This is a genomic window from Nonomuraea sp. C10 (assembly GCF_008017515.1).
GTDB lineage: Bacteria > Actinomycetota > Actinomycetes > Streptosporangiales > Streptosporangiaceae > Nonomuraea > Nonomuraea ferruginea.
In genome coordinates, this window is the sequence record NZ_VPFF01000001.1 from 6,328,046 (window position 1) to 6,346,444 (window position 18,399).

Annotated in this window: 19 protein-coding genes; 7 read left to right on the forward strand and 12 right to left on the reverse strand. The window is 71.4% G+C overall.

Annotated elements, in window-relative coordinates; genetic code table 11:
• Positions 1–135: 135 nt before the first annotated feature.
• From FR742_RS29030 to FR742_RS29050, 5 genes are all read right to left on the reverse strand, one after another.
• Positions 136–1,881 carry a DEAD/DEAH box helicase gene (locus FR742_RS29030; protein ID WP_148033877.1) on the reverse strand — a complete coding sequence of 582 codons (1,746 nt, stop codon included), beginning with the start codon at positions 1,879–1,881 and terminating at the stop codon, positions 136–138.
• Positions 1,882–2,004: 123 nt separating this feature from the next.
• A complete protein-coding gene (locus FR742_RS29035; RefSeq protein ID WP_148033878.1) occupies positions 2,005–2,640 on the reverse strand; it encodes a hypothetical protein in 636 nt (211 codons plus the stop codon).
• Positions 2,641–2,711: 71 nt separating this feature from the next.
• Positions 2,712–4,106 (reverse strand): MFS transporter, encoded by a 1,395-nt coding sequence (locus tag FR742_RS29040; RefSeq protein WP_148033879.1) that lies wholly within the window; start codon positions 4,104–4,106, stop codon positions 2,712–2,714.
• Between the two features lie 48 nt (positions 4,107–4,154).
• Entirely contained in the window at positions 4,155–4,415 is a 261-nt protein-coding gene (locus FR742_RS29045; RefSeq protein ID WP_148033880.1) for a DUF3039 domain-containing protein, read from the reverse strand.
• A gap of 86 nt (positions 4,416–4,501) precedes the next feature.
• Positions 4,502–6,106 (reverse strand): DHA2 family efflux MFS transporter permease subunit, encoded by a 1,605-nt coding sequence (locus tag FR742_RS29050; RefSeq protein WP_148033881.1) that lies wholly within the window; start codon positions 6,104–6,106, stop codon positions 4,502–4,504.
• Positions 6,107–6,239: 133 nt separating this feature from the next.
• On the opposite strand from FR742_RS29050, the gene FR742_RS29055 reads away from it, so the two are divergent.
• Positions 6,240–6,848 carry a TetR family transcriptional regulator gene (locus FR742_RS29055; protein ID WP_148033882.1) on the forward strand — a complete coding sequence of 203 codons (609 nt, stop codon included), beginning with the start codon at positions 6,240–6,242 and terminating at the stop codon, positions 6,846–6,848.
• On the opposite strand, the gene FR742_RS29060 is transcribed toward FR742_RS29055, so the two are convergent.
• On the reverse strand, positions 6,849–7,427 hold the full coding sequence (locus tag FR742_RS29060) for a YqgE/AlgH family protein (RefSeq protein ID WP_148033883.1): 579 nt from the start codon (positions 7,425–7,427) through the stop codon (positions 6,849–6,851). It lies immediately after the preceding gene.
• A 128-nt stretch (positions 7,428–7,555) separates the two neighbouring features.
• On the opposite strand from FR742_RS29060, the gene FR742_RS29065 reads away from it, so the two are divergent.
• On the forward strand, positions 7,556–8,059 hold the full coding sequence (locus tag FR742_RS29065) for a hypothetical protein (protein ID WP_148033884.1): 504 nt from the start codon (positions 7,556–7,558) through the stop codon (positions 8,057–8,059).
• Positions 8,060–8,062: 3 nt separating this feature from the next.
• On the opposite strand, the gene FR742_RS29070 is transcribed toward FR742_RS29065, so the two are convergent.
• The 5 genes from FR742_RS29070 to FR742_RS29090 all read right to left on the reverse strand — a co-directional run bounded on the left by FR742_RS29070 (position 8,063) and on the right by FR742_RS29090 (position 12,442).
• Positions 8,063–8,677 carry a TetR/AcrR family transcriptional regulator gene (locus FR742_RS29070; RefSeq protein ID WP_148033885.1) on the reverse strand — a complete coding sequence of 205 codons (615 nt, stop codon included), beginning with the start codon at positions 8,675–8,677 and terminating at the stop codon, positions 8,063–8,065.
• Between the two features lie 192 nt (positions 8,678–8,869).
• Positions 8,870–10,279: an NAD-dependent malic enzyme gene (locus tag FR742_RS29075; RefSeq protein ID WP_148033886.1), complete on the reverse strand. Its 1,410-nt coding sequence runs from the start codon at positions 10,277–10,279 to the stop codon at positions 8,870–8,872.
• A 56-nt stretch (positions 10,280–10,335) separates the two neighbouring features.
• Entirely contained in the window at positions 10,336–10,965 is a 630-nt protein-coding gene (locus FR742_RS29080) for an AAA family ATPase (protein WP_148033887.1), read from the reverse strand.
• A 9-nt stretch (positions 10,966–10,974) separates the two neighbouring features.
• Positions 10,975–11,907: a tetratricopeptide repeat protein gene (locus tag FR742_RS29085; RefSeq protein WP_148033888.1), complete on the reverse strand. Its 933-nt coding sequence runs from the start codon at positions 11,905–11,907 to the stop codon at positions 10,975–10,977.
• On the reverse strand, positions 11,891–12,442 hold the full coding sequence (locus FR742_RS29090; RefSeq protein ID WP_148033889.1) for a MarR family winged helix-turn-helix transcriptional regulator: 552 nt from the start codon (positions 12,440–12,442) through the stop codon (positions 11,891–11,893). The genes FR742_RS29085 and FR742_RS29090 overlap by 17 nt, the downstream gene beginning before the upstream one ends.
• 234 nt (positions 12,443–12,676) lie before the next feature.
• Here FR742_RS29090 and FR742_RS29095 point away from each other — a divergent pair, with 234 nt between their 5' ends.
• The 3 genes from FR742_RS29095 to FR742_RS44765 all read left to right on the forward strand — a co-directional run bounded on the left by FR742_RS29095 (position 12,677) and on the right by FR742_RS44765 (position 15,027).
• Positions 12,677–14,056: a hypothetical protein gene (locus FR742_RS29095; RefSeq protein WP_148033890.1), complete on the forward strand. Its 1,380-nt coding sequence runs from the start codon at positions 12,677–12,679 to the stop codon at positions 14,054–14,056.
• Between the two features lie 24 nt (positions 14,057–14,080).
• Positions 14,081–14,752 carry a DUF4230 domain-containing protein gene (locus FR742_RS29100; RefSeq protein ID WP_148033891.1) on the forward strand — a complete coding sequence of 224 codons (672 nt, stop codon included), beginning with the start codon at positions 14,081–14,083 and terminating at the stop codon, positions 14,750–14,752.
• Positions 14,753–14,874: 122 nt separating this feature from the next.
• On the forward strand, positions 14,875–15,027 hold the full coding sequence (locus FR742_RS44765) for a hypothetical protein (protein ID WP_187281349.1): 153 nt from the start codon (positions 14,875–14,877) through the stop codon (positions 15,025–15,027).
• 113 nt (positions 15,028–15,140) lie between these two features.
• On the opposite strand, the gene FR742_RS29105 is transcribed toward FR742_RS44765, so the two are convergent.
• Positions 15,141–16,331, reverse strand: coding sequence for an acetyl-CoA C-acetyltransferase (locus tag FR742_RS29105; RefSeq protein WP_148033892.1), 1,191 nt, complete (start codon positions 16,329–16,331; stop codon positions 15,141–15,143).
• A gap of 82 nt (positions 16,332–16,413) precedes the next feature.
• On the opposite strand from FR742_RS29105, the gene mce reads away from it, so the two are divergent.
• Entirely contained in the window at positions 16,414–16,836 is a 423-nt protein-coding gene (gene mce / locus FR742_RS29110) for a methylmalonyl-CoA epimerase (protein WP_148034891.1), read from the forward strand.
• Between the two features lie 192 nt (positions 16,837–17,028).
• Positions 17,029–18,327 carry a DivIVA domain-containing protein gene (locus FR742_RS29115; protein WP_148033893.1) on the forward strand — a complete coding sequence of 433 codons (1,299 nt, stop codon included), beginning with the start codon at positions 17,029–17,031 and terminating at the stop codon, positions 18,325–18,327.
• Positions 18,328–18,399: the final 72 nt, after the last annotated feature.

Consider the following 18,399-nt stretch of genomic DNA (forward strand, 5'->3'; position numbering starts at 1 on the left):
TGGATCTCCGTTAGGCAGCCCATCGGAAAGTGTTGCCTGTCCGGCCTGCTTTCTAACGGAAGGCTACTGCTCTGTTGCCAAACGCATAGGGTTACGGAGCGTCACGATCTCCGGGGCCGCTGATCCGAAAGCCGCCTACCGGCGCTGGGTCGCCCAGCGCCGGATGAGGTCGATGCGTTCCTGGATCTGCTCGGCGGTCGCCTGCGCGATCGGCGGCCCGCCGGCGGAGCGGCGCAGCTCGGCGTGGATCACGCCGTGGGGCTGGCCGGTGCGGTGGTTCCACGCGCCGACCAGGCCGTTGAGCTCGCGCCGCAGCTCGGCGATGCGCTCGTGCGGGGCCAGGGTGTCCTTGGGCTCGGGCTGCTTGCGCTTGGCCGCCTGCTGGTCGGACTGGCGCTTGCGCAGCAGCGTGGCCACCTGGTCGGGCTCCAGCAGGCCGGGCAGGCCGAGGAAGTCTTCTTCCTCGGCGGAGCCGACCTCGGCGCCGGTGCCGAACTCGCCGCCGTCGAAGAGCACCCGGTCGAAGGTGGCCGAGGTCTCCATGGTCTCGAACGGCAGCTCGTCGCCGAGGACGTCGGGGGTGTCCTTCTTGCGGTTGGCGTCGTCGAGCAGGCTGTCGTCGAGGCCGTCCTCGGGCGGGCGGCGGTTGAGCACGTGGTCACGCTCGGCCTCCATCTCGTTGGCCAGGCCCATGAGGGTCGGCACCGAGGGCAGGAACACCGAGGCGGTCTCGCCGCGCTTGCGGGCGCGCACGAAGCGCCCCACGGCCTGGGCGAAGAACAGCGGGGTGGAGGTGGAGGTGGCGTAGACGCCCACGCACAGCCGCGGGATGTCGACGCCTTCGGAGACCATGCGGACCGCGACCAGCCAGCGGTCGCCCGAGGCGGCGAAGTTCTTGATCTTCTTGGACGCGCCGGGGTCGTCGGAGAGCACGACGGTGGCCGCCTCGCCGGCGATGTTGCGCAGGTGGCGGGCGTAGGCACGGGCCGTCTCGTGGTCGGTGGCGATCACCAGGCCGCCCGCGTCGGGCACGTGGCGGCGCACCTCGGTCAGGCGGCGGTCGGCGGCCTGCATGACCTGGCGGATCCAGTCGCCCTTCGGGTCGAGGGCGGCGCGCCAGGCCTGGGAAAGCTGGTCCTTGGTGAGCGGGGTGCCGAGCGTGGCGGAGAGCTCGTCGCCGGCGCGGGTGCGCCACCTCATCTCGCCGGAGTAGGCCAGGAAGATGACCGGCCGCACGACGTTGTCGGCGAGCGCGGGACCGTAGCCGTAGGAGTAGTCGGCGCGGCTGCGCTTGAGGCCCTCGGCGTCTTCCTCGTAGGTGACGAACGGGATCGGGCTGTCGTCGGAGCGGAACGGGGTGCCGGTGAGCTGCAGCCGCCGGGCGGCCGGCTCGAACGCCTCCTGCACGCCGTCGCCCCAGGACTTGGCGTCGCCCGCGTGGTGGATCTCGTCGAAGATGACCAGCGTCTTGCGGGCTTCGGTGCGGGCGCGGTGGAGCGCGGGGTGCATGGCGACCTGGGCGTAGGTCACCGCGACCCCGGTGTAGTCGCGGCTGGTGGTGCCCTGGCTGTTCTTGAACTCGGGGTCGATGCTGATGCCGACCTTGCCGGCGGCGTCGGCCCACTGGCGCTTGAGGTGCTCGGTCGGGGTGACGATGGTGATCGCGCGGATCACCCCGCGGGTGAGCAGCTCGCTGGCGATGCGCAGGGCGTAGGTGGTCTTGCCGGCGCCCGGCGTGGCCACGGTGAGGAAGTCTCGCGGCTCTCGCCCGAAGTAGAGGTCGAACGCCTCCTGCTGCCAGGCGCGCAACTTGGGCGCGGTGCCCCACGCGGCGCGGTCGGGATAGGAAGGCGACAGGTGGGATGCGGCGAAGGTGCTCACCGCATCACCTCTGGGGTTCGTGTGCTTCGCTTTCTCACAGTGTCCCAAGAGTAGACCGGCCCACCGACAAGACGTGCCGTGCTCCTCGATCCTGGCCAAGCTCTCCCGCGCGTGCTATGGGCGTTATCGGGCACTGGCCATCACCCCGTCCAGCGCCTGCCTGGCGGCCGTCTCCTCGGGCTGGAGCAGCCCGAGGACGAGCGCCGCCTTGCCGCCGTTCGTGACAAGCGTCACACGCAGGTACGCGGGACGGTTCACCACGTCGTCGTACCGGGCCAGCAGCGCCCTGGTGTGGCCGCCGGCGACCGGCCGGTCGTCGACCACCTTCACCCTGTCCCCCTTCAGCAGGAGGCGCGCGTAGTGCTCGGCGGCGTCCTTGACGCCCGCGCGCGGGTCGGCGATCTCTCCCGGCAGCGGCCTGGTCATGACCAGGCCGCCGTCGTCGTTCCTGGCCGACGAGGTGAACCCGGTGACGGGCGCCACCTTCTCTTCCTCCCAGCCGGGCGGCAGCGCCAGCCGCACCCCGGCCAGCGTGTCGGTCAGCGGCGTGGCCTCCCCGCCCGAGGGCATCAGCCGGAGCACGGCGAGGGCGAGCGCCGCCACCAGCCCGGCCGCGGCCACGACCGCCAGCACGGGCCGGGCCAGGCGCCCCAGCGCGCGCCGCGGCACCCGGGGGCCGGGGTCGGCGGGGGTGCCGTACATGCGCGCGGACGGCGGCAGGGAGTCCCATCGCGTACGGACGCGGTCGTCACGCTCCACGACCGCTGTCCTACCATCCCGGGGCGGCCCCGGTCCGGCGATCCGTTGCCGGTGTGGCTGGAGGGACGGATTCAGGCTGCCGGGTCGGTGACCCGGGCCGAAAGGAAGGTGGCGGCCAGCCCGATCAGCGCCATCAGCCCGCAGATCACCGCGAATCCCACCGCGATCTGGCTGGGCGTGAAGCCGATCACGTTCGACAGGGCGCCGCCGACGCCGAGCGCGAGCGCCGCGCCGAGCATGTCGGTCACGGACAGCGCGGCGCTGTTGGCGCCCTGCTCGTTGACCGGCGACTGCTTGAGCGCGGTCACGTTGATGGTGGCCATCGCCATCCCCATCCCGAACCCGGCGACGATCCAGGCCGGAACCGCGACCCAGCCGGTGATCCCGGCCACGACCGAGGGCACGACCAGCAGGATGCCGGCGGTCACGCAGGCCGCGCCCATCCTGATCCTGCGGTACGGGTCGATCACGCGCCTGCTCTGCAGGTAGGAGCCGGCCGACCAGCCGAGCGCCCCGGTGGTCAGCGCGATGCCCGCCTGGGCGGTGGTGAACCCCTTGACGTCGGTCAGGGCGAGCGGGATGAAGCCGTTGACCCCGAAGAACGCGGCGGCGAACAGCCCGCGCATCATGACGGTGGTCGGCAGCCCGCGGCCGAACCGGAGCGCACCCGGCGGCAGCAGCCTGGCCAGCCCGTAGCCGAGCGCCGCCAGCCCGAGCACACACCACACGACGCTGACCAGCGGCGCGTCGTACAGCTCCTCGACCCCGTACAGCAGCACGCCGCTGCCCACGGCGGTGGCGGTGGCGGCCACCGTCATGGCCATCGGGCGCGAGCGCGGGCCGGTGGCGGGCTCGTGGTCGTCGGACGGCCGCCTGAGCGAGGGCAGGAGCATGAGCAGGGCGGGCACGACCAGCGGGATGATGCCGAAGAACACCCAGCGCCAGCCGAGGTGCTCGGCGACGAACCCCGCCACGGACGGGCCGATCATCGACGGCAGCACCCACGCGGCCGACAGCGCCGCGAAGACCCGGGGCCGCACGTCCTGCGGATAGACCCGGGCGATCATGACATACAGCGCCACGACCGTCGGCCCGGCGCCGAGCCCCTGCACGGCCCGCGCCAGCAGGAACATCTCCTTGCCCGTCGCGGCCCCGGCCAGCGCCATGCCGAGCACGAACAGCACCAGACCGGCCAGGAACGGCAGCGCGTAGCCGCGCCGGTCGGCCCACAGCCCCGCCACCACGTTGGCGAAGAGGCTGGCGATGAAGAAGGCGGAGAAGCTGACGCCGTAGAGCTCCAGGGCCCGCAGGTCCTTGGAGACCTCCGGCATGATGACACTGACCGACATGCCCTCGAAGGCGACCAGCGTGACGACGAGGAGGATGCCCAGGGTCGCCGTGCGGTATGCGGGGCCGAAGATGCGCGGGGCATCGTATGGGGTGTCGAGTGCTTTCGGTGCTGTCACCCGGACATCGTATTCAGGCGTGACCCCAGGGCAGACCCGGTGGCCGGGTTACTTGTCCTTGCCGTCGCCCTCGCCGCCGCCGGACGGCAGACCTTCGTAGATCTCCTTGCACTCCGGGCAGACGGGGTATTTCTTCGGGTCGCGGCTGGGCACCCACACCTTGCCGCACAGGGCCCGGATCGGCGTGCCCGTCACCATGGACTCGGTGATCTTGTGCTTGTCGGCGTAGTGGGCGAAGCGTTCGTGGTCACCGTCGCCGTGTGACGTCTTCGGACGCGTTTCCTGCTCTGGAAGGATCTTCGTGCTCACCCCACCGAGTCTATGCCCGCCGCGCGCCGATCCAGGAAAGTGGTACGGCCCCCGCCCGGTGCGGGCGGGGGCCGTGTCCAAGGGGTTCAGCCGACGTGGACGGGGACGTCCTCCGTCTTGCGTCCGGCCTTGACGAACAGGGCCAGCACGGCCGTCAGCAGCGCGATCCCGGTGCTCACCAGGAAGGCGAGGTGCATGCCGTCCATGAAGGCGCTCTTCGCGGCCGGGCCCACGATCTGGGCGATCTGCTCGGGAGTGCCCGGCGGGAGCCCGCCGAACGAGGCCGCCGCCTCCAGCTGCGCGAGCTGGTCGGGCGGAATCGACTGGGCGGCCGGGCCGAGGTAGCCGGGCAGCTTGGCGGAGATCTGCCCCGCCATGACCGCGCCCAGGATGGCGGTGCCGAGCGCGCCGCCGACCTGCATGGCCGACTGCTGAAGGCCGCCCGCCACGCCGGTGAGCCCTTCGGGGGCGTTGCCCACGATGATCTCGGTGGCGCCGACGAAGACCGGCGACATGCCGAACGCCAGCACCACGAACGGGATCGAGGTCTCCAGGAACGTGGCGTCCATCGTCAGCTGGGACATCAGGAACATGGCCCCCGAGGTCACCAGCAGACCGGCCGCCATGGTGAGCCGCGGCCCGAGCTTGCCGAGCAGGATGCCCGCCAGCGGCGAGGCGACGATCATGCCCGCGCTCATGGGCAGCATCCGGATGCCGGCCTCCAGGGGGGTCAGCCCGTGGGTGCCCTGGAAGAAGAAGCCCAGGAAGAACATGGCGCCGAACATCGCGAAGGCGACCATCATCATCAGCACGGTGCCGATGGAGATCGACGCGTTGGCGAACAGCGACAGCGGCACCAGCGGCTGCTTGGCCCGGCTCTGCCAGAAGACGAAGGCGGCGGTGAGCACCGCGAACATGCCGAGGAAGGTCAGCGTGGTCGAGTCGCCCCAGCCCCACTCGGGCGCCTTGATGATCGACCAGACGAGCGCGAACATGGCGCCGGACAGCAGCACCACGCCGCCCCAGTCGATCTTGTTCAGCACCTTGATCGGGCTCTTCTCGATGAGCAGCGCGCCCATGATGAGGGCGATGACGCCCACCGGGGCGTTGATGAAGAAGACCGACTCCCAGCTCACGTTCTCCACCAGCACGCCGCCCACGATCGGGCCGGCGGCGCTGGACAGGCCGATGATCGCACCCCACGCGCCCATCGCCTGCTTCAGCCTGTCGCCGGGGAACGCCTCGCGCAGCAGTGCCAGCGCGGCGGGCTGCAGCAGCGCGCCGAACAGGCCCTGCAGCACGCGCAGGCCGATCAGCATGCCGGCCGGCGACACGCCGGGGACGACGTCGGCCAGCTCGGCGCTGAAGCCGATGCCCACCGACACGAGGGCGAAGCCGCCCACGCCGATGAGGAAGACGCGCTTGTGCCCGAAAAGGTCGCCCAGCTTCCCCGCGGTGATCAGGAACACGGCCAGGGCCAGCAGGTAGCCGCTGGTCACCCACTGCAGCTCGGCCAGCGTCGCGCCCAGGTCTGCCTGGATCACCGGGTTCGCGATGCCGACCACGGTGCCGTCGAGCATCACCATGATGACGCCTAGGCTCACCGCCAGGAGCACCAGCCAAGGATTGCCGCGAGCCCCGGTCTTGCCCGGCGGCGACGACGGCGCGGCCACCGTCTTCGCATCTGCCATTGAATCCCCCTCAATTGTCTCTTAAACCTCAGGAACCATAGTGGCAGACGCTGCCACATGACAAACGGGTTTTATTCGCCAGAAGCTGACATGTGGCAGTATGTGACATCACGATGTCGAGGGAGTGACAGACATGGGACTACGAGAGCGCAAGAAGGAAAAGACGCGGGTCGCCCTTCTGGATGCCGCACTCGATCTTTTCCTCGAACAAGGGTACGACTCGACGCCGATCGACCAGATAGCGGAGGCCGTCGAGGTCTCTCCACGCACCTTCTTCCGTTACTTCACCAGCAAGGAACACCTGATCCTGTGGCTCCACGACCAGGTCGAGGAGACGATGCTGGAGGTCCTGGCCGACCGCCCCGCGGACGAGCCGCCGTTCGTCTCCATGACCCACGCCCTGCGCGCGCAGCTGCGCACCATGGAGTACGCAACGCCGGACGACGTCGCGCGATTCCTCAAGGTGAGGCGCCTTCTCGACACCACCCCCCACCTGGCCCACAGCACCTTCGCCCGGGCCGTCGAGTCCGAACGGCGCCTGGTCGAGGCCATCGCCGCCCGCCAGGGCGTCGACCCGTACGAGAGCCCGCTCCCCCATCTCGTCGTGACGTTCGTGATGGCCGCCATGCGGATCGGATTCACCTGCCCGGCGGACCCGCCCGACCTCCAGAAGATCGTCCGGCGCATGGAGGAGACGCTCCAGCTCGTGGAGCGCTCGCTGCGCCCCGGCTGGGACGCCTAGTCAGTTCATCGTGGGATCGTCCGGGCAGGTCGCCACGAACGCCAGCTCACCTTTCTGCCGCCGCAGCACGTGTCGCCAGAGCGAGCCGGGATCGGCGTGGAAGGTGTCGCCGGCCTCCGAGTCGACGACGTACCACGCGCCCTCCGCGATCTCGCTCTCCAGCTGGCCCGTGGTCCAGCCCGCGTAGCCGGCGAAGATGCGCATCTGCGCGATCTCGCCCTGGAGGATCTCGGGCGGCGCGTCCAGGTCGACCGTGCCGAGCCGCGACACCGCCGCGGTGCCGGCGTGGAGCCGGCGCCAGCCCAGCGGCTCCTCCCCGCTCGGCACGGCGGCCAGCGCGAGCGCGCTGTCGGTCTGCACCGGCCCGCCCTCGAAGAGCACCGGCGGCCCGGTCACCAGGGGGTCCCACACGGGCAGCACCTGGGTCACCGAGATCTCGCTCGGCCGGTTGAGCACCACGCCGAGCGTGCCGCCGTCGTGGTCGTGTTCGAGGATGAGCACGACGCTACGCCGGAAGTTGGGATCGTCGAGAAGCGGCGTCGCCACCAACAACCCGCCGACGTAGATCGCTTCCGCCATACATCCATCATGAAGGAGGAAGGGGGCTCTTCGCGCCTACAGCCGCCGCATGTTACTCAACGTAGCGATATGGGCACGATGCGGGACGAAAATGTGTCACGTTCGCCCGTGCCTGGAGGAGCCATCGCATGCGCGCCCGCCTCGCCCTCGCCGCCCTGCCCGCCTTCGTGGTCTTCCTCCTGCCGGCGACGGCCTGCGCCTGGCCGGGCCCCGACCCCGGTGACCCGTTCACGATGTCGGTGGACCGGATCGGCTGCCGCGCGAACACGGTACGGGTCACGCTGCGCAACCAGACCCGCCAGCTCGCCCGCTTCGACCTGCGCGCCGACTCGGCGACCGTGGCGTCGGGCTCCATCCCGGCCAGAAAGGCGATCACCCGTACGGTGAAGGTACGCCAGGGCAGCAGCGCGGAGATCGAGGCGTACTCGGTGAGCGGGTCGGCGGCCGACACGCTGATCGACTCCACCCGGGTGCGCAACGACTGTCCGTGGGGTCACCGGCTGCCGATGACCGGCCCGCCGCTCGACCTGATGGCCAAGCTGGCGACGGCGGGCGGGTTGATCCTCACCGGCGGCGTCGTGTGGTGGTACGGGTCCCTCTGGCCGCGCTCCGGCTCACCCTTCGAGCGCTGAGCCTCAGGTGGGCACGAACGCGCCCGCCCTGGCGGCGATCAGGGCGCGGGCGACCGACCGGGCGGCCGTCGTCTCGTCCAGGGGGTGCCTGACGACCATCAACCGGTAGTAGAGGGGCGCCGAGACGGCGCGGATCAGCTCCGCCCCGTCGGTGCCCGGCGGCAGTTCGCCGCGCTCGACCGCGGCGTCCACGAACCGGGCCCACTCCCCGATGCGCCGGTCGTAGAAGGCGCGCAGCGCGCCGGCCGCCTCCTCGTCGGAGACGGCGGCCGCGATGACCGCCTGGAGGGTGACGCCGAGGTGCGGGTCGGTGAGCGACTCCAGCACGGACCTGGCGCTGGCCATGAGCACGTCCTCGACCGAGCCCGCGCCGGGGGGCGGCAGGGACCGCTCGGCCAGCTCCCTCATGAGATCGGTGACCAGGCGGACGCGGGTGCCCCAGCGCCGGTAGATGGTCGTCTTGCCGATGCCCGCCCTGCTGGCCACCTGGTCCATGGTCAGGCGGTGGAAGCCGCGTTCGGCAAGCTCGTCCTGGGTGGCCTGGAGCACCGCCGCGCGGACCTTCGCCGTGCGTCCGCCAGGACGGACCGTTCCCGCCAAGCGGGAGCCTGATTCCATCGACTCTCCTTTCGCTCTACTTCACCAGGGCATGGGCGCGTACTCGATGAGAGCGCCGCCGGACGGGCATGACCGACCCGCCCGGGAGGGCGAGCGATGGCCGCCGCCCGCGGGCGTGACACGCTCGCGGGCACGGGAAAGGGGCCGCGCCCGGACCCGTGAGGATCCGCGGCCCGGCCCGAGATGGTGGGGTCAGGCCTCGGTGAAGCCGCGGGCGCGGCCGCCCGCCGACTCGCGGACCGCCGCCGCGACCGCGCCCGCCACGTCCGGGTGGAAGACGCTCGGGATGATGTAGTTGGGCCCCAGCTCCTCCGTCGTCACCACGGCGGCGAGGGCGCGGGCCGCGGCCAGGAGCATCTCCTCCGTGACCTCGGTGGCCTGCGCGTCGAGCAGACCGCGGAAGACGCCGGGGAACGCCAGCACGTTGTTGATCTGGTTGGGGTAGTCGGAGCGCCCGGTGGCCACCACCGCGCAGTGCTCGCGGGCCTCGTCGGGCGACACCTCGGGCTCGGGGTTGGCCAGCGCGAACACCACGGCGCCCGGCGCCATGGCGGCGATGTCGTCACCGGTGAGGATGCCCGGCGCCGACACGCCCACGAAGACGTCGGCGCCCTTGACCGCGCCGCGCAGGTCGCCGGAGTAGCCCTCGGCGTTGGTGTGCTCGGCGATCCAGCGCAGCGAGTCGTCGAGGTCGTCGCGGGTGCGGCAGACGGCGCCGCGGTAGTCGCAGACGATCACGTTGCGCGCGCCCGCCGCCAGCAGCAGCCGCAGCACCGCGTTGCCCGCCGCGCCCGCGCCCGCCATGGTGATGCGCACGTCCTCCAGCTTCTTGTCGACCACGCGCAGGGCGTTGGTGAGCGCGGCCAGCACGCAGATGGCGGTGCCGTGCTGGTCGTCGTGGAAGACCGGGATGTCGAGCAGCTCGCGCAGCCGCCGCTCCACCTCGAAGCAGCGCGGGGCGCCGATGTCTTCGAGGTTGATGCCGCCGAAGCCGGGGGCGAGGAGCTGGACGGTCCGGACGATCTCGTCGACGTCCTGGGTGTCGAGGCAGATGGGCCAGGCGTCGATGCCGGCGAACCGCTTGAACAGCGCCGCCTTGCCCTCCATCACCGGCAGCGCCGCCTCCGGCCCGATGTTGCCCAGCCCGAGCACGGCAGAGCCGTCGGTGACGACGGCGACGGTGTTGCGCTTGATGGTGAGGCGGCGCGCGTCCTCCTTGTTGCGGGCGATCGCCATGGACACCCGCGCCACGCCCGGCGTGTAGGCCATGGACAGCTCGTCACGGTTGCGCAGCGGCACCTTCGACTGCATCTCGATCTTGCCGCCGAGGTGCATGAGGAAGGTCCGGTCGGAGACCTTGTGGATGACCACGCTCTCGACGGCTTCGAGCTGGTCGACGATGGCCTGGGCGTGGTCGGTGTCGCGGGCCGCGCAGGTGACGTCGATCCGGAGCTTCTCGTGGCCGGCGTTGGTGACGTCGAGGGCGGTCACGACGCCCCCCGCCGACTCTACGGCGTGGGTGAGCTGGCTGACGGCCTTGCCCCCGGCCGGCACCTCCAGCCGCACGGTGATGGAGTACGACACACTGGGGACGGTCGCCACGTCAATCGCTCCTTCGCGCCTGCCCATGAAGTGCTCCCATGTTAGGGGTGTTCGGGTCAAGCCAGCGCCTCGGCCGCCATGACGATCATGTCGGCGCACACCGGCACCGGGAGCACGGTGCTGTCGATCACCAGGTGATACAGGCAGCAATCGGACGGGTCCGCGCGGTAGAAGTGGCGGACGTAGGCGTTCCTGGCGCGGTCGTTGTCCTCGATGACCTTGCGGACCTCCCGCTCGGTCGTCGCGCCCAGCCGGGCCGCCTGACGGACCCGCCGCTCCAGCGGGGCGTCGAGCCGTACGTGCAGCGCCCCGGGCAGATCGGCGAGCACGATCGCCCCCGCCCTGCCCAGGAAGACGCCGCCCTGGGTGCGCGCGGTGTCGCGGAGCACCTGCTCGGTGCGCCGGACGAACTCCTCCGGCGCGTGCGGCAGCGGGCCCGGGACGTACATGTCGACGCCGCCGAACGTCACGGTCGGCAGCCGCAGTGTCCCCGACAGCAGGCGGCCGAGGCCGTGCTCGGCGCGGTCGTCGTAGGTCAGGGCCTCCTCGAGGGTGCAGCCCAGCTCTCCGGCGACGGCGCCGGGGATCGCCCGGTCGACGAAGGGCACGCCCAGCCGCTCGGCGACGGCCGGGCCCACCTGGTGGCCGGCGGTGCCGTAGGTCGCCGAAATTGTGACGACTCGCACACCTTCAGGTTAGAACAGGGCGCTCGCCAGCGCTCGCCGGGCTTTCGCCAGGGACGGGTCCTCGGCCGGCAGCGTCTCGAACAGGCCCAGCAGGTGGACGCGGGCCTTGTCGCGGTCGTCGCCCGAGGTGCGCTTGACCACCGCGATGATCCGCTCGAACGCCTGGTCGACGGAGCCGGACAGCATCTCCAGGTCGGCGGCCAGCAGGTGCGCGTCGATGTCGGCGGGATCCTGCAGACGGCGCTGCACGTCGTCCGGGTCGGCGCCGGACGTGCGCTTGATCAGCCTGACGCCGGCGAGCCCCATCCTGGCGTCCTCGTCGCCGGGCACGCGGGCGAGCAGTCGCTCGTAGGCGGCCGCGGCGGCGTCGAGGTCGCCCTGGTCGATGGCCTGCTCGGCGGCGACCAGGTCGGGGTCGGCGGGCGGCGCCTCCGGCTCGCCCGGCCCCTCGACGGGCGGCCTGGCCCCCGGGTTGGCCTGGTAGAACTGCTCCACGGCGGCCATCAGCTCGTCGAGCCAGCGGCGCACCTCCGGCTCGGGCAGCACCTGCTGGAACCCGGTGACGGCCTGCCCCTGGAAGATCGCCAGGACGGTCGGCACGGCCTGCACGCGCAGCGCCTGCGCGATCTGCGGGCTGCCGTCGACGTTGACCTTGGCGAGCACGGCCCTGCCGCCCAGGTCGCCGACGACCTTCTCCAGCACCGGGCTGAGCTGGGCGCTGCCGGGCGCCCGCGGCGACCACAGGTCGAGCACGACGGGCACGCTCATCGAGCGGTCGATGACGTCGGTGGTGAACGTCTCCTCGGTCACGTCGACGACCGAGGCCGATGAGGCTGCCTGGGCACCACCGGTCTCCCGCCGGGCCTGCGCCTCCAGAGCCTGCTTACGTGCGCCCAGATCGACCGCTCCGTAGAGCGATCCGGGCCTAGAGAAGTCCGCCATGCTCCTCATCTTGCCCCATCGGGGGGACCGAGAAGTCACCCGCCGCCACCCGCAGCGTGCGCAGCAGGTCGAACATCCGGCCAAGCTCGCTCTCGGCGTACATGCCCAGGCCGAACTCGGCGGTCATGAGATCGCCCGTGGCGCGCCGCACGACGTCGCGACCGGCCTCGGTGATCTCCGCGAGCACGCCCCGGCCGTCGCGCGGGTTGGGCAGGCGGCGCACCAGCCCGGACCTCTCCAGCCGGCCGACGGTGTTCGTGACGCTCGTCGGGTGGACCATCAGCCGTTCGCCGATCTTCCACAGCGGCAGCGCCCCTGTCTTGCTGAAGGTCAGCAGCACCAGGGCCTCGTAGCGGGCGAAGGTCAGGTCGTACGGCTTCAGCAGCGAGTCGAGCTGGGAGAGCAGGATCTGGTGGGCTCTCATGATCGACGTGACGGCGGCCATGGCGGACGAGGGCCCGAAGTGATCGCGCCAGGTCTCCGCGGCACGGTCGATGGGGTCGAACGGCAGGTTGAGCGGCTTGGGCTGCGACACGCAGATACGTTAGCGCGCTGCTCGTCCAGTTTCGTCTGCTTACGGAGCGCAATCGCATTCTCCGCTTGGCCAAGAATCCGGGCGTCCTTCATCACGCTCCGTTATGGTTCTCGCATCGAATGGTGACGGGGGAGCCAAGTCCATCAGCCGTGTGGGGACCGGCCGGACTGCCGGCTCCCCCTGTCGCCGACGGGGCACGGGGGGTGCTTTTGATGAACTTCATTGGGATGACGCGTGCGTGAGCACGGGGGCGTTTCACGCGAGGAGCTGAAGCAGGGCGCGGCCGTCACGGTGGCCGTATTGCTCGCGCTCGGCCTGGTCGCGGCGTGGAGCGTCCTGATCCCCGGCGTGGACGCGTGGGAGAACATCGTGGCGGCGGTCATCGGCTCGCTCAGGCTGACCGGGCCCGTCGCCGCCGCCTTCGCCGCCTGGGTGGCCCTGCGCAAGCGCCGGGCCTCGCGCGACCTGCCGCTGACGACCTGGCGCGCGCTGAAGGCGCCGCTGGCGATCGTGCTGGTGGTGCTGGGCTCCTTCGCCGCGACCGTGCTGGTGCTGGCCGTCAAGACGGTGCTCACCGAGCAGGCGGGCCGGCTCAGCCTGACGGGCCTGGGCATGGGCATGGCGGGGCTGGCCCTCTACTCGGTGATCGGGTGGGTGGCCGGCTGGGTGCTGCCGTACGCGCCGACCGCGCCGCTGGCCGGGCTGGGCTGCTACGCCCTCTTCAGCTGGGTCGCCGACGGCGACGGCTGGGCCGACCGCCTCGCACCCGGTACGGGCGAGCCGTACGACCTGTTCCAGGGGCTGAGCGGCACCGTCTTCGTCAACCAGATCATCTGGCTGCTCGGCGTGACCGGGGCGCTGCTGCTGGGCTGGGCCGCGCTGGTCACCCGGCAGGCCGTGGTGCTGGCCTTCGCGCTGCTGGCGGTGCTGGCGGCCGGCACGGGCGTGGCGCGGGTGCTCGGCGAGCCGCGTCCCGCGGCCGCCCAGGACATCGCCTACAGCTGTCAGGAGTGGCCCATCACGGTCTGCGTCCATCCCGGCATGCGGGGCGGGCTGACCGAGCTCGGCGCCGCCTTCACCGAGATCGCCTCCCGCCTGGCCGAGACGCCCGCCGCGTTCACCCGGGTGGAGCAGCGGCCGCTGGACGACCCGCTCAAGCCCTCGAACGGGCTGGCGCCGATCCACGTGCCGGACCTGTCGGCGGGGTTCGCCGAGGAGGCCGTGCACGAGTACGTCGAGGCCCTGGCCGCCCGGTGTCCCGGCAGGCCGGCCGACGGCTACCGCGAGATCGTGACGGCCTGGCTGCGCGGCGAGCCGCTGCCCGGGGGGCCGCTGCTGGAGCACGAGTACGCCGCCGCCTGGTTCTCCGGCCTCAACGAGCACCAGCGCCGCGAGTGGCTGCGCATGTTCTTCAGCGACTTCCAGGCCTGCAAGCTGTCGGCCACCCACTTCGGCGGCGGCCCGGCCGGCACTCCGCCCCAGGCCGCCACCCCGGTGGCCACGCAGGTGCACCAGGAGAGCGCCCCGCAGGTCTACCCGGTCTACCCTGACCCGAGCGGGCACCCCTCGCCGAACTGGGGACCGGAGATGTCACCTCATGGCTGGCACAGATGATCGATCCGGGGGTAGTCAGGGGGCATGACGACTTCGCAGACGGCGCCCTCGGCGGTCTCTCCTCGCCGGCGCCGCACGTGGCGATATGTGGCGGGGCTGCTGGTCGTGGCGGTCCTGCTGGTGGTGGCCGGGCGGCTGGCCTGGTCCTGGCTCAATCCCATGGGCACGCAGACCGTCGACCGCAGCCAGCCGGTGCTGCTCGAATCGATCAAGGACCTGAGCAGGTTCGAGGCCGCGACGGGCACCTTCCAGGTCGTGGTCGACCTGGAGAAGGACGCCAACTTCCTACCTGACGCGGTCAAGGGCACCCGCACCCTCTTCGTCGGCGCCGGCGGCGTGGACGCGTACGTCGACTTCGCCGGCCTGGCCGGCGACGCGCTGACCGTGTCGGAGGATCGCACCGCGGTCACGGTCACCCTCCCCCGCGCCCAGCTGGAGAAGCCCAACCTGGACAACGAGCGCTCCTACGTCTTCGCCCAGCGACGGGGGCTGTTCGACCGGGTGGAGGACTTCCTGTCCGGCTCTCCGGCCGACCAGCGGGAGCTGTACGTGCTCGCCGAACGCAAGATCGCCGAGGCGGCCGCCTCCAGCGACCTGCGGGCCCGGGCCGACGCCAACACCCGGACCATGCTGGAGGGCATGCTGAAGTCGCTCGGCTTCACCAAGGTCACGGTCAAGTTCGCGGACGAGCCCTAGGCACCCTTAGACGCGGGCCGGCCACGGCTGAGGCCGGGAGATAAGGCATCCGCCCGATGTGCCGCCACGGGCCTTAGGACGAATCTTGAGAGTGCGGGGAAACGACCACGAGGAGCACTCTCATGAACGCCGAGTTCGAGTACACCGTCATGCAGCATCGGGCGCGCGAGCTGCGCCAGGAGGCCGCCGAGCGCCGGCTGGCCCGCGCGGCGGCCAGGGCGCGCAAGCCCGAGCGCCGTCACCGCTCCCTCTTCGGCCTGCTGCGCGAGTCATGACCATGCCAAGGACGCCCGGCCGCACCCTCCCTCGCGGCCGGGCGCATCTCCCCCCATAGCGACACGCACCGGCGCGCCCGCTCCCCTGGGTTCGGGGAGCGGGCGCGTGGGTGTTACGCGTTCTTCGGCACGCTGATGATCAGCGCGTCACCCTGGCCGCCGCCGCCGCACAGGGCCGCGGCGCCGACGCCGCCGCCGCGCCGCTTCAGCTCGTGGGCGAGGGTGAGCACGATGCGGGCGCCGGACGCGCCGATCGGGTGGCCGAGCGCGATGCCGCCGCCGTTGACGTTCACGATGTCCATCGGCACGCCCAGCTCCTTGACCGACTGGATCACCACGCTGGCGAACGCCTCGTTGATCTCGATCAGGTCCAGGTCCTGCGGGCTCAGCCCCTGCTTGGCCAGGGCGTGCTTGATGGCGTTGGCCGGCTGCGACTGCAGGGAGGAGTCGGGGCCCGCGACGTTGCCGTGGCGGCCGATCTCGGCCAGCCACTCCAGGCCCAGCTCCTCGGCCTTGGCCTTGGACATCACCACCACCGCGCAGGCGCCGTCGGAGATCTGCGACGCCGAGCCGGCCGTGATGGTGCCGTCGGCCGCGAACGCGGGCCGCAGCCTGGCCAGCGTCTCGGCGGTGGTGTCGCCGCGCACGCCCTCGTCGTCCTTGACCACCAGCGGCTCGCCGCGCCGCTGCGGGATCTCCACCGGCACGATCTCCGGCTCGAACGCGCCGTTCTTGGCCGCCGCGGCGGCGAGCTGGTGGGAGCGGGCCGACACGGCGTCCTGCTCCTCGCGGCCGATGCCCAGCCGCGCGTTGTAGCGCTCGGTCGACTCGCCCATCGCGCACTGGTCGAACGCGCAGAACAGGCCGTCATGGGCCATCGAGTCGAGGATCTCGGCGCTTCCGTACTTGACCCCCTTGCGCATGCCGGGCAGCAGGTGCGGGGCGTTGGTCATCGACTCCATGCCGCCCGCGACCACGATGTCGAACTCGCCCGCGCGGATCAGCTGGTCGGCCATGGCGATGGCGTCCAGGCCCGACAGGCACACCTTGTTGATCGTGATGGACGGGACCGTCATCGGGATGCCGGCCTTGACCGCCGCCTGGCGGGAGGGGAGCTGACCCGACCCGGCCTGCAGCACCTGGCCCAGGATCACGTACTCGACGGCCTCCGGCGCCACCCCGGCACGGTCCAGCGCGGCCTTGACCGCGATGGCGCCCAGGTCCACCGCCCTCAGGCCGGACAGCGAGCCGAGCAGTTTTCCGATGGGGGTACGCGCTCCGGCGACGATGACGGAACCAGACATGCGGGGCCTCCTGTGCACACGAGGGGAGCTCTTTGACACCATACCTATCGGTAGCAGGGTGTTCGCTATGGAGGTGGCCCACATGTTCATGCGCATCGACCACATCGGGATCGCGTGCAACGACCTCGAAGAGAAGATCGCGCTCTTCTCTGAACTGTTCGAGCTGGAGGTGGTCGCCCGCGAGGTCAACGAGGAGCAGGGGGTGAAGGAGGCCATGCTGCGCATCGCCGACGCCGACGGCGGCGGCTCCTACATCCAGCTGCTCGAACCGCTCTCGCCCGACTCCCCCGTGGGGAAATTCCTCGCCAAGAGGGGTGAGGGAGTGCACCACGTGGCGTTCGGCGTCCCGGACGTCGCGGAGGCGATGTCCAAGATCGGCGACAAGGGCGTCCGGCTGCTCGACGAGCGCCCCCGTCACGGTTCCATGGACTCCCGGATCGCGTTTCTGCACCCCAAGGACGTGGGAGGAATGCTGACCGAGTTGGTGCAAGCGGCCAAGGGCTAGCAAACGCAAAAATCGTTCATAAGTAACTAGTCACGCAGAAACCCGGACGGGGCTTCGTACTCGGCATCGGCGGAGTACGCTGGCCTTCCACCGGACATGGAGCCTGCCCCGAGGCACGGGCTCCAGGCTCGGATGCCCCGAACCCCCCGTCCGGCCCGTGTAGCCGTCTCGACAACCCAGGATCGAGCCTCCATGCAGTCCGACATCGACGCCCAGCTCAACAACTTCTTCGAGGACGCACCAGCCCGCGAGTTCGACGTGGTGCTCCGAGGTTACGACCGGCATCAGGTCCACGACCACCTGAAGCAGCTCGACGCCGAGTTGCGCCAGGCTCGCGAGCAGACCACGTCCTTGCAGCGCGAGCTCTCCGACTCCCAGCGCCAGCTGCAGGAGCAGGAGCGGCCCACCTACTCCGGTCTCGGCGCCCGTATCGAACAGCTGCTCCGCCTGGCGGAAGAACAGGCCACGGAGCTCGTCCAGGCGGCCAGGTCCGAGGCCAACGAGATCAAGGCCGCGGCCAAGGTCGAGGCGGCCGACCTGCGTGCCGCCGCCGAGGCCGAGGCGGCCGAGAAGCGGGCGCAGGCGACGCGCGAGAGCGAGGAGATGCGCACCAGCGCCGAGCGCGACGCCGAGGAGATCCGCTCGACCGCCCGCCGCGAGTCCGACGAGCTGACGGCGACCACCGAGCGCGAGGTGGCCAAGCTCCGCGCCACCGCCGACCACGAGGTCGCGGAGAAGCGGGCCGACGCCGAGCGCGAGATCGCCAAGCTGCGCACCACCACCGAGCGCGAGGTCGCCCAGCTGCGCGCCTCGACCAAGCGCGAGCGCGACGAGGTCCTGACCACCGCCAAGCGGCAGGCCGACGAGATGCGCGCGCAGGCTCAGCGGGTGCTGGAGGAGTCCGAGGCCAAGCGGGCGCAGGACGAGGCCGAGTTCGAGATCCAGCTCGCCGCCCGGCGCGAGGAGGCGGAGCGCCAGGAGGCCGAGCGCCACGCCGCCACCCAGGCCGCGACGCAGAAGCTGGTGGCCGAGGCGGAGCAGCGCGCCGCCACCGCCGAGTCCCGGGCCACGAAGGCGACCCAGCAGGCCGAGCAGACCCGCCGCGAGGCCGACCTGCACGCCAAGCAGCTGGTCGCCAACGCGCGCAAGAACTCCGAGCAGATCGTCGCCGAGGCCAAGAGCAGCGCCGAGACCATCGTCACCGAGGCGAAGAACGAAGCCGAGCGCACCCGCACCTCGATGCAGCGCCAGGTCGACGAGCTGACCCGCCAGCGCGACAGCATCACCAGCCACCTCGCCCAGCTGCGCCAGCTGCTCGGCGGCGCGGCGCTGCCGGGCCTCGACCCCGACCCCGCCGTCACCGCGGCCCCGCCGAAGCCGGCCATCGCCGCCGCGTCGGTCGACGACCGCCCGGCCCCGGTGGCCGCCCCGGCGGCTCCCGCCAAGGCCGAGAGCAAGTCCGACGACGACGCCGAGTGGTGGCAGGAGTAGGCCGGCACGAGGGGCGTCCCGGGCCGGCTGCACGGGGATCGATCGCATAACCGGAGAGAGCCTGGCGACCAA

Bases quoted from the DNA above. Each gene is read 5' to 3' on its own strand.
- FR742_RS29050 (WP_148033881.1), bottom strand. From the start codon at position 6,106: ATGGCAGATGCGAAGACGGTGGCCGCGCCGTCGTCGCCGCCGGGCAAG.
- FR742_RS29055 (WP_148033882.1), top strand. From the start codon at position 6,240: ATGGGACTACGAGAGCGCAAGAAGGAAAAGACGCGGGTCGCCCTTCTG.
- FR742_RS29060 (WP_148033883.1), bottom strand. From the start codon at position 7,427: ATGGCGGAAGCGATCTACGTCGGCGGGTTGTTGGTGGCGACGCCGCTT.
- FR742_RS29065 (WP_148033884.1), top strand. From the start codon at position 7,556: ATGCGCGCCCGCCTCGCCCTCGCCGCCCTGCCCGCCTTCGTGGTCTTC.
- FR742_RS29070 (WP_148033885.1), bottom strand. From the start codon at position 8,677: ATGGAATCAGGCTCCCGCTTGGCGGGAACGGTCCGTCCTGGCGGACGC.
- FR742_RS29085 (WP_148033888.1), bottom strand. From the start codon at position 11,907: ATGGCGGACTTCTCTAGGCCCGGATCGCTCTACGGAGCGGTCGATCTG.
- FR742_RS29100 (WP_148033891.1), top strand. From the start codon at position 14,081: ATGACGACTTCGCAGACGGCGCCCTCGGCGGTCTCTCCTCGCCGGCGC.
- FR742_RS44765 (WP_187281349.1), top strand. From the start codon at position 14,875: ATGAACGCCGAGTTCGAGTACACCGTCATGCAGCATCGGGCGCGCGAG.
- FR742_RS29105 (WP_148033892.1), bottom strand. From the start codon at position 16,331: ATGTCTGGTTCCGTCATCGTCGCCGGAGCGCGTACCCCCATCGGAAAA.
- mce (WP_148034891.1), top strand. From the start codon at position 16,414: ATGTTCATGCGCATCGACCACATCGGGATCGCGTGCAACGACCTCGAA.
- FR742_RS29115 (WP_148033893.1), top strand. From the start codon at position 17,029: ATGCAGTCCGACATCGACGCCCAGCTCAACAACTTCTTCGAGGACGCA.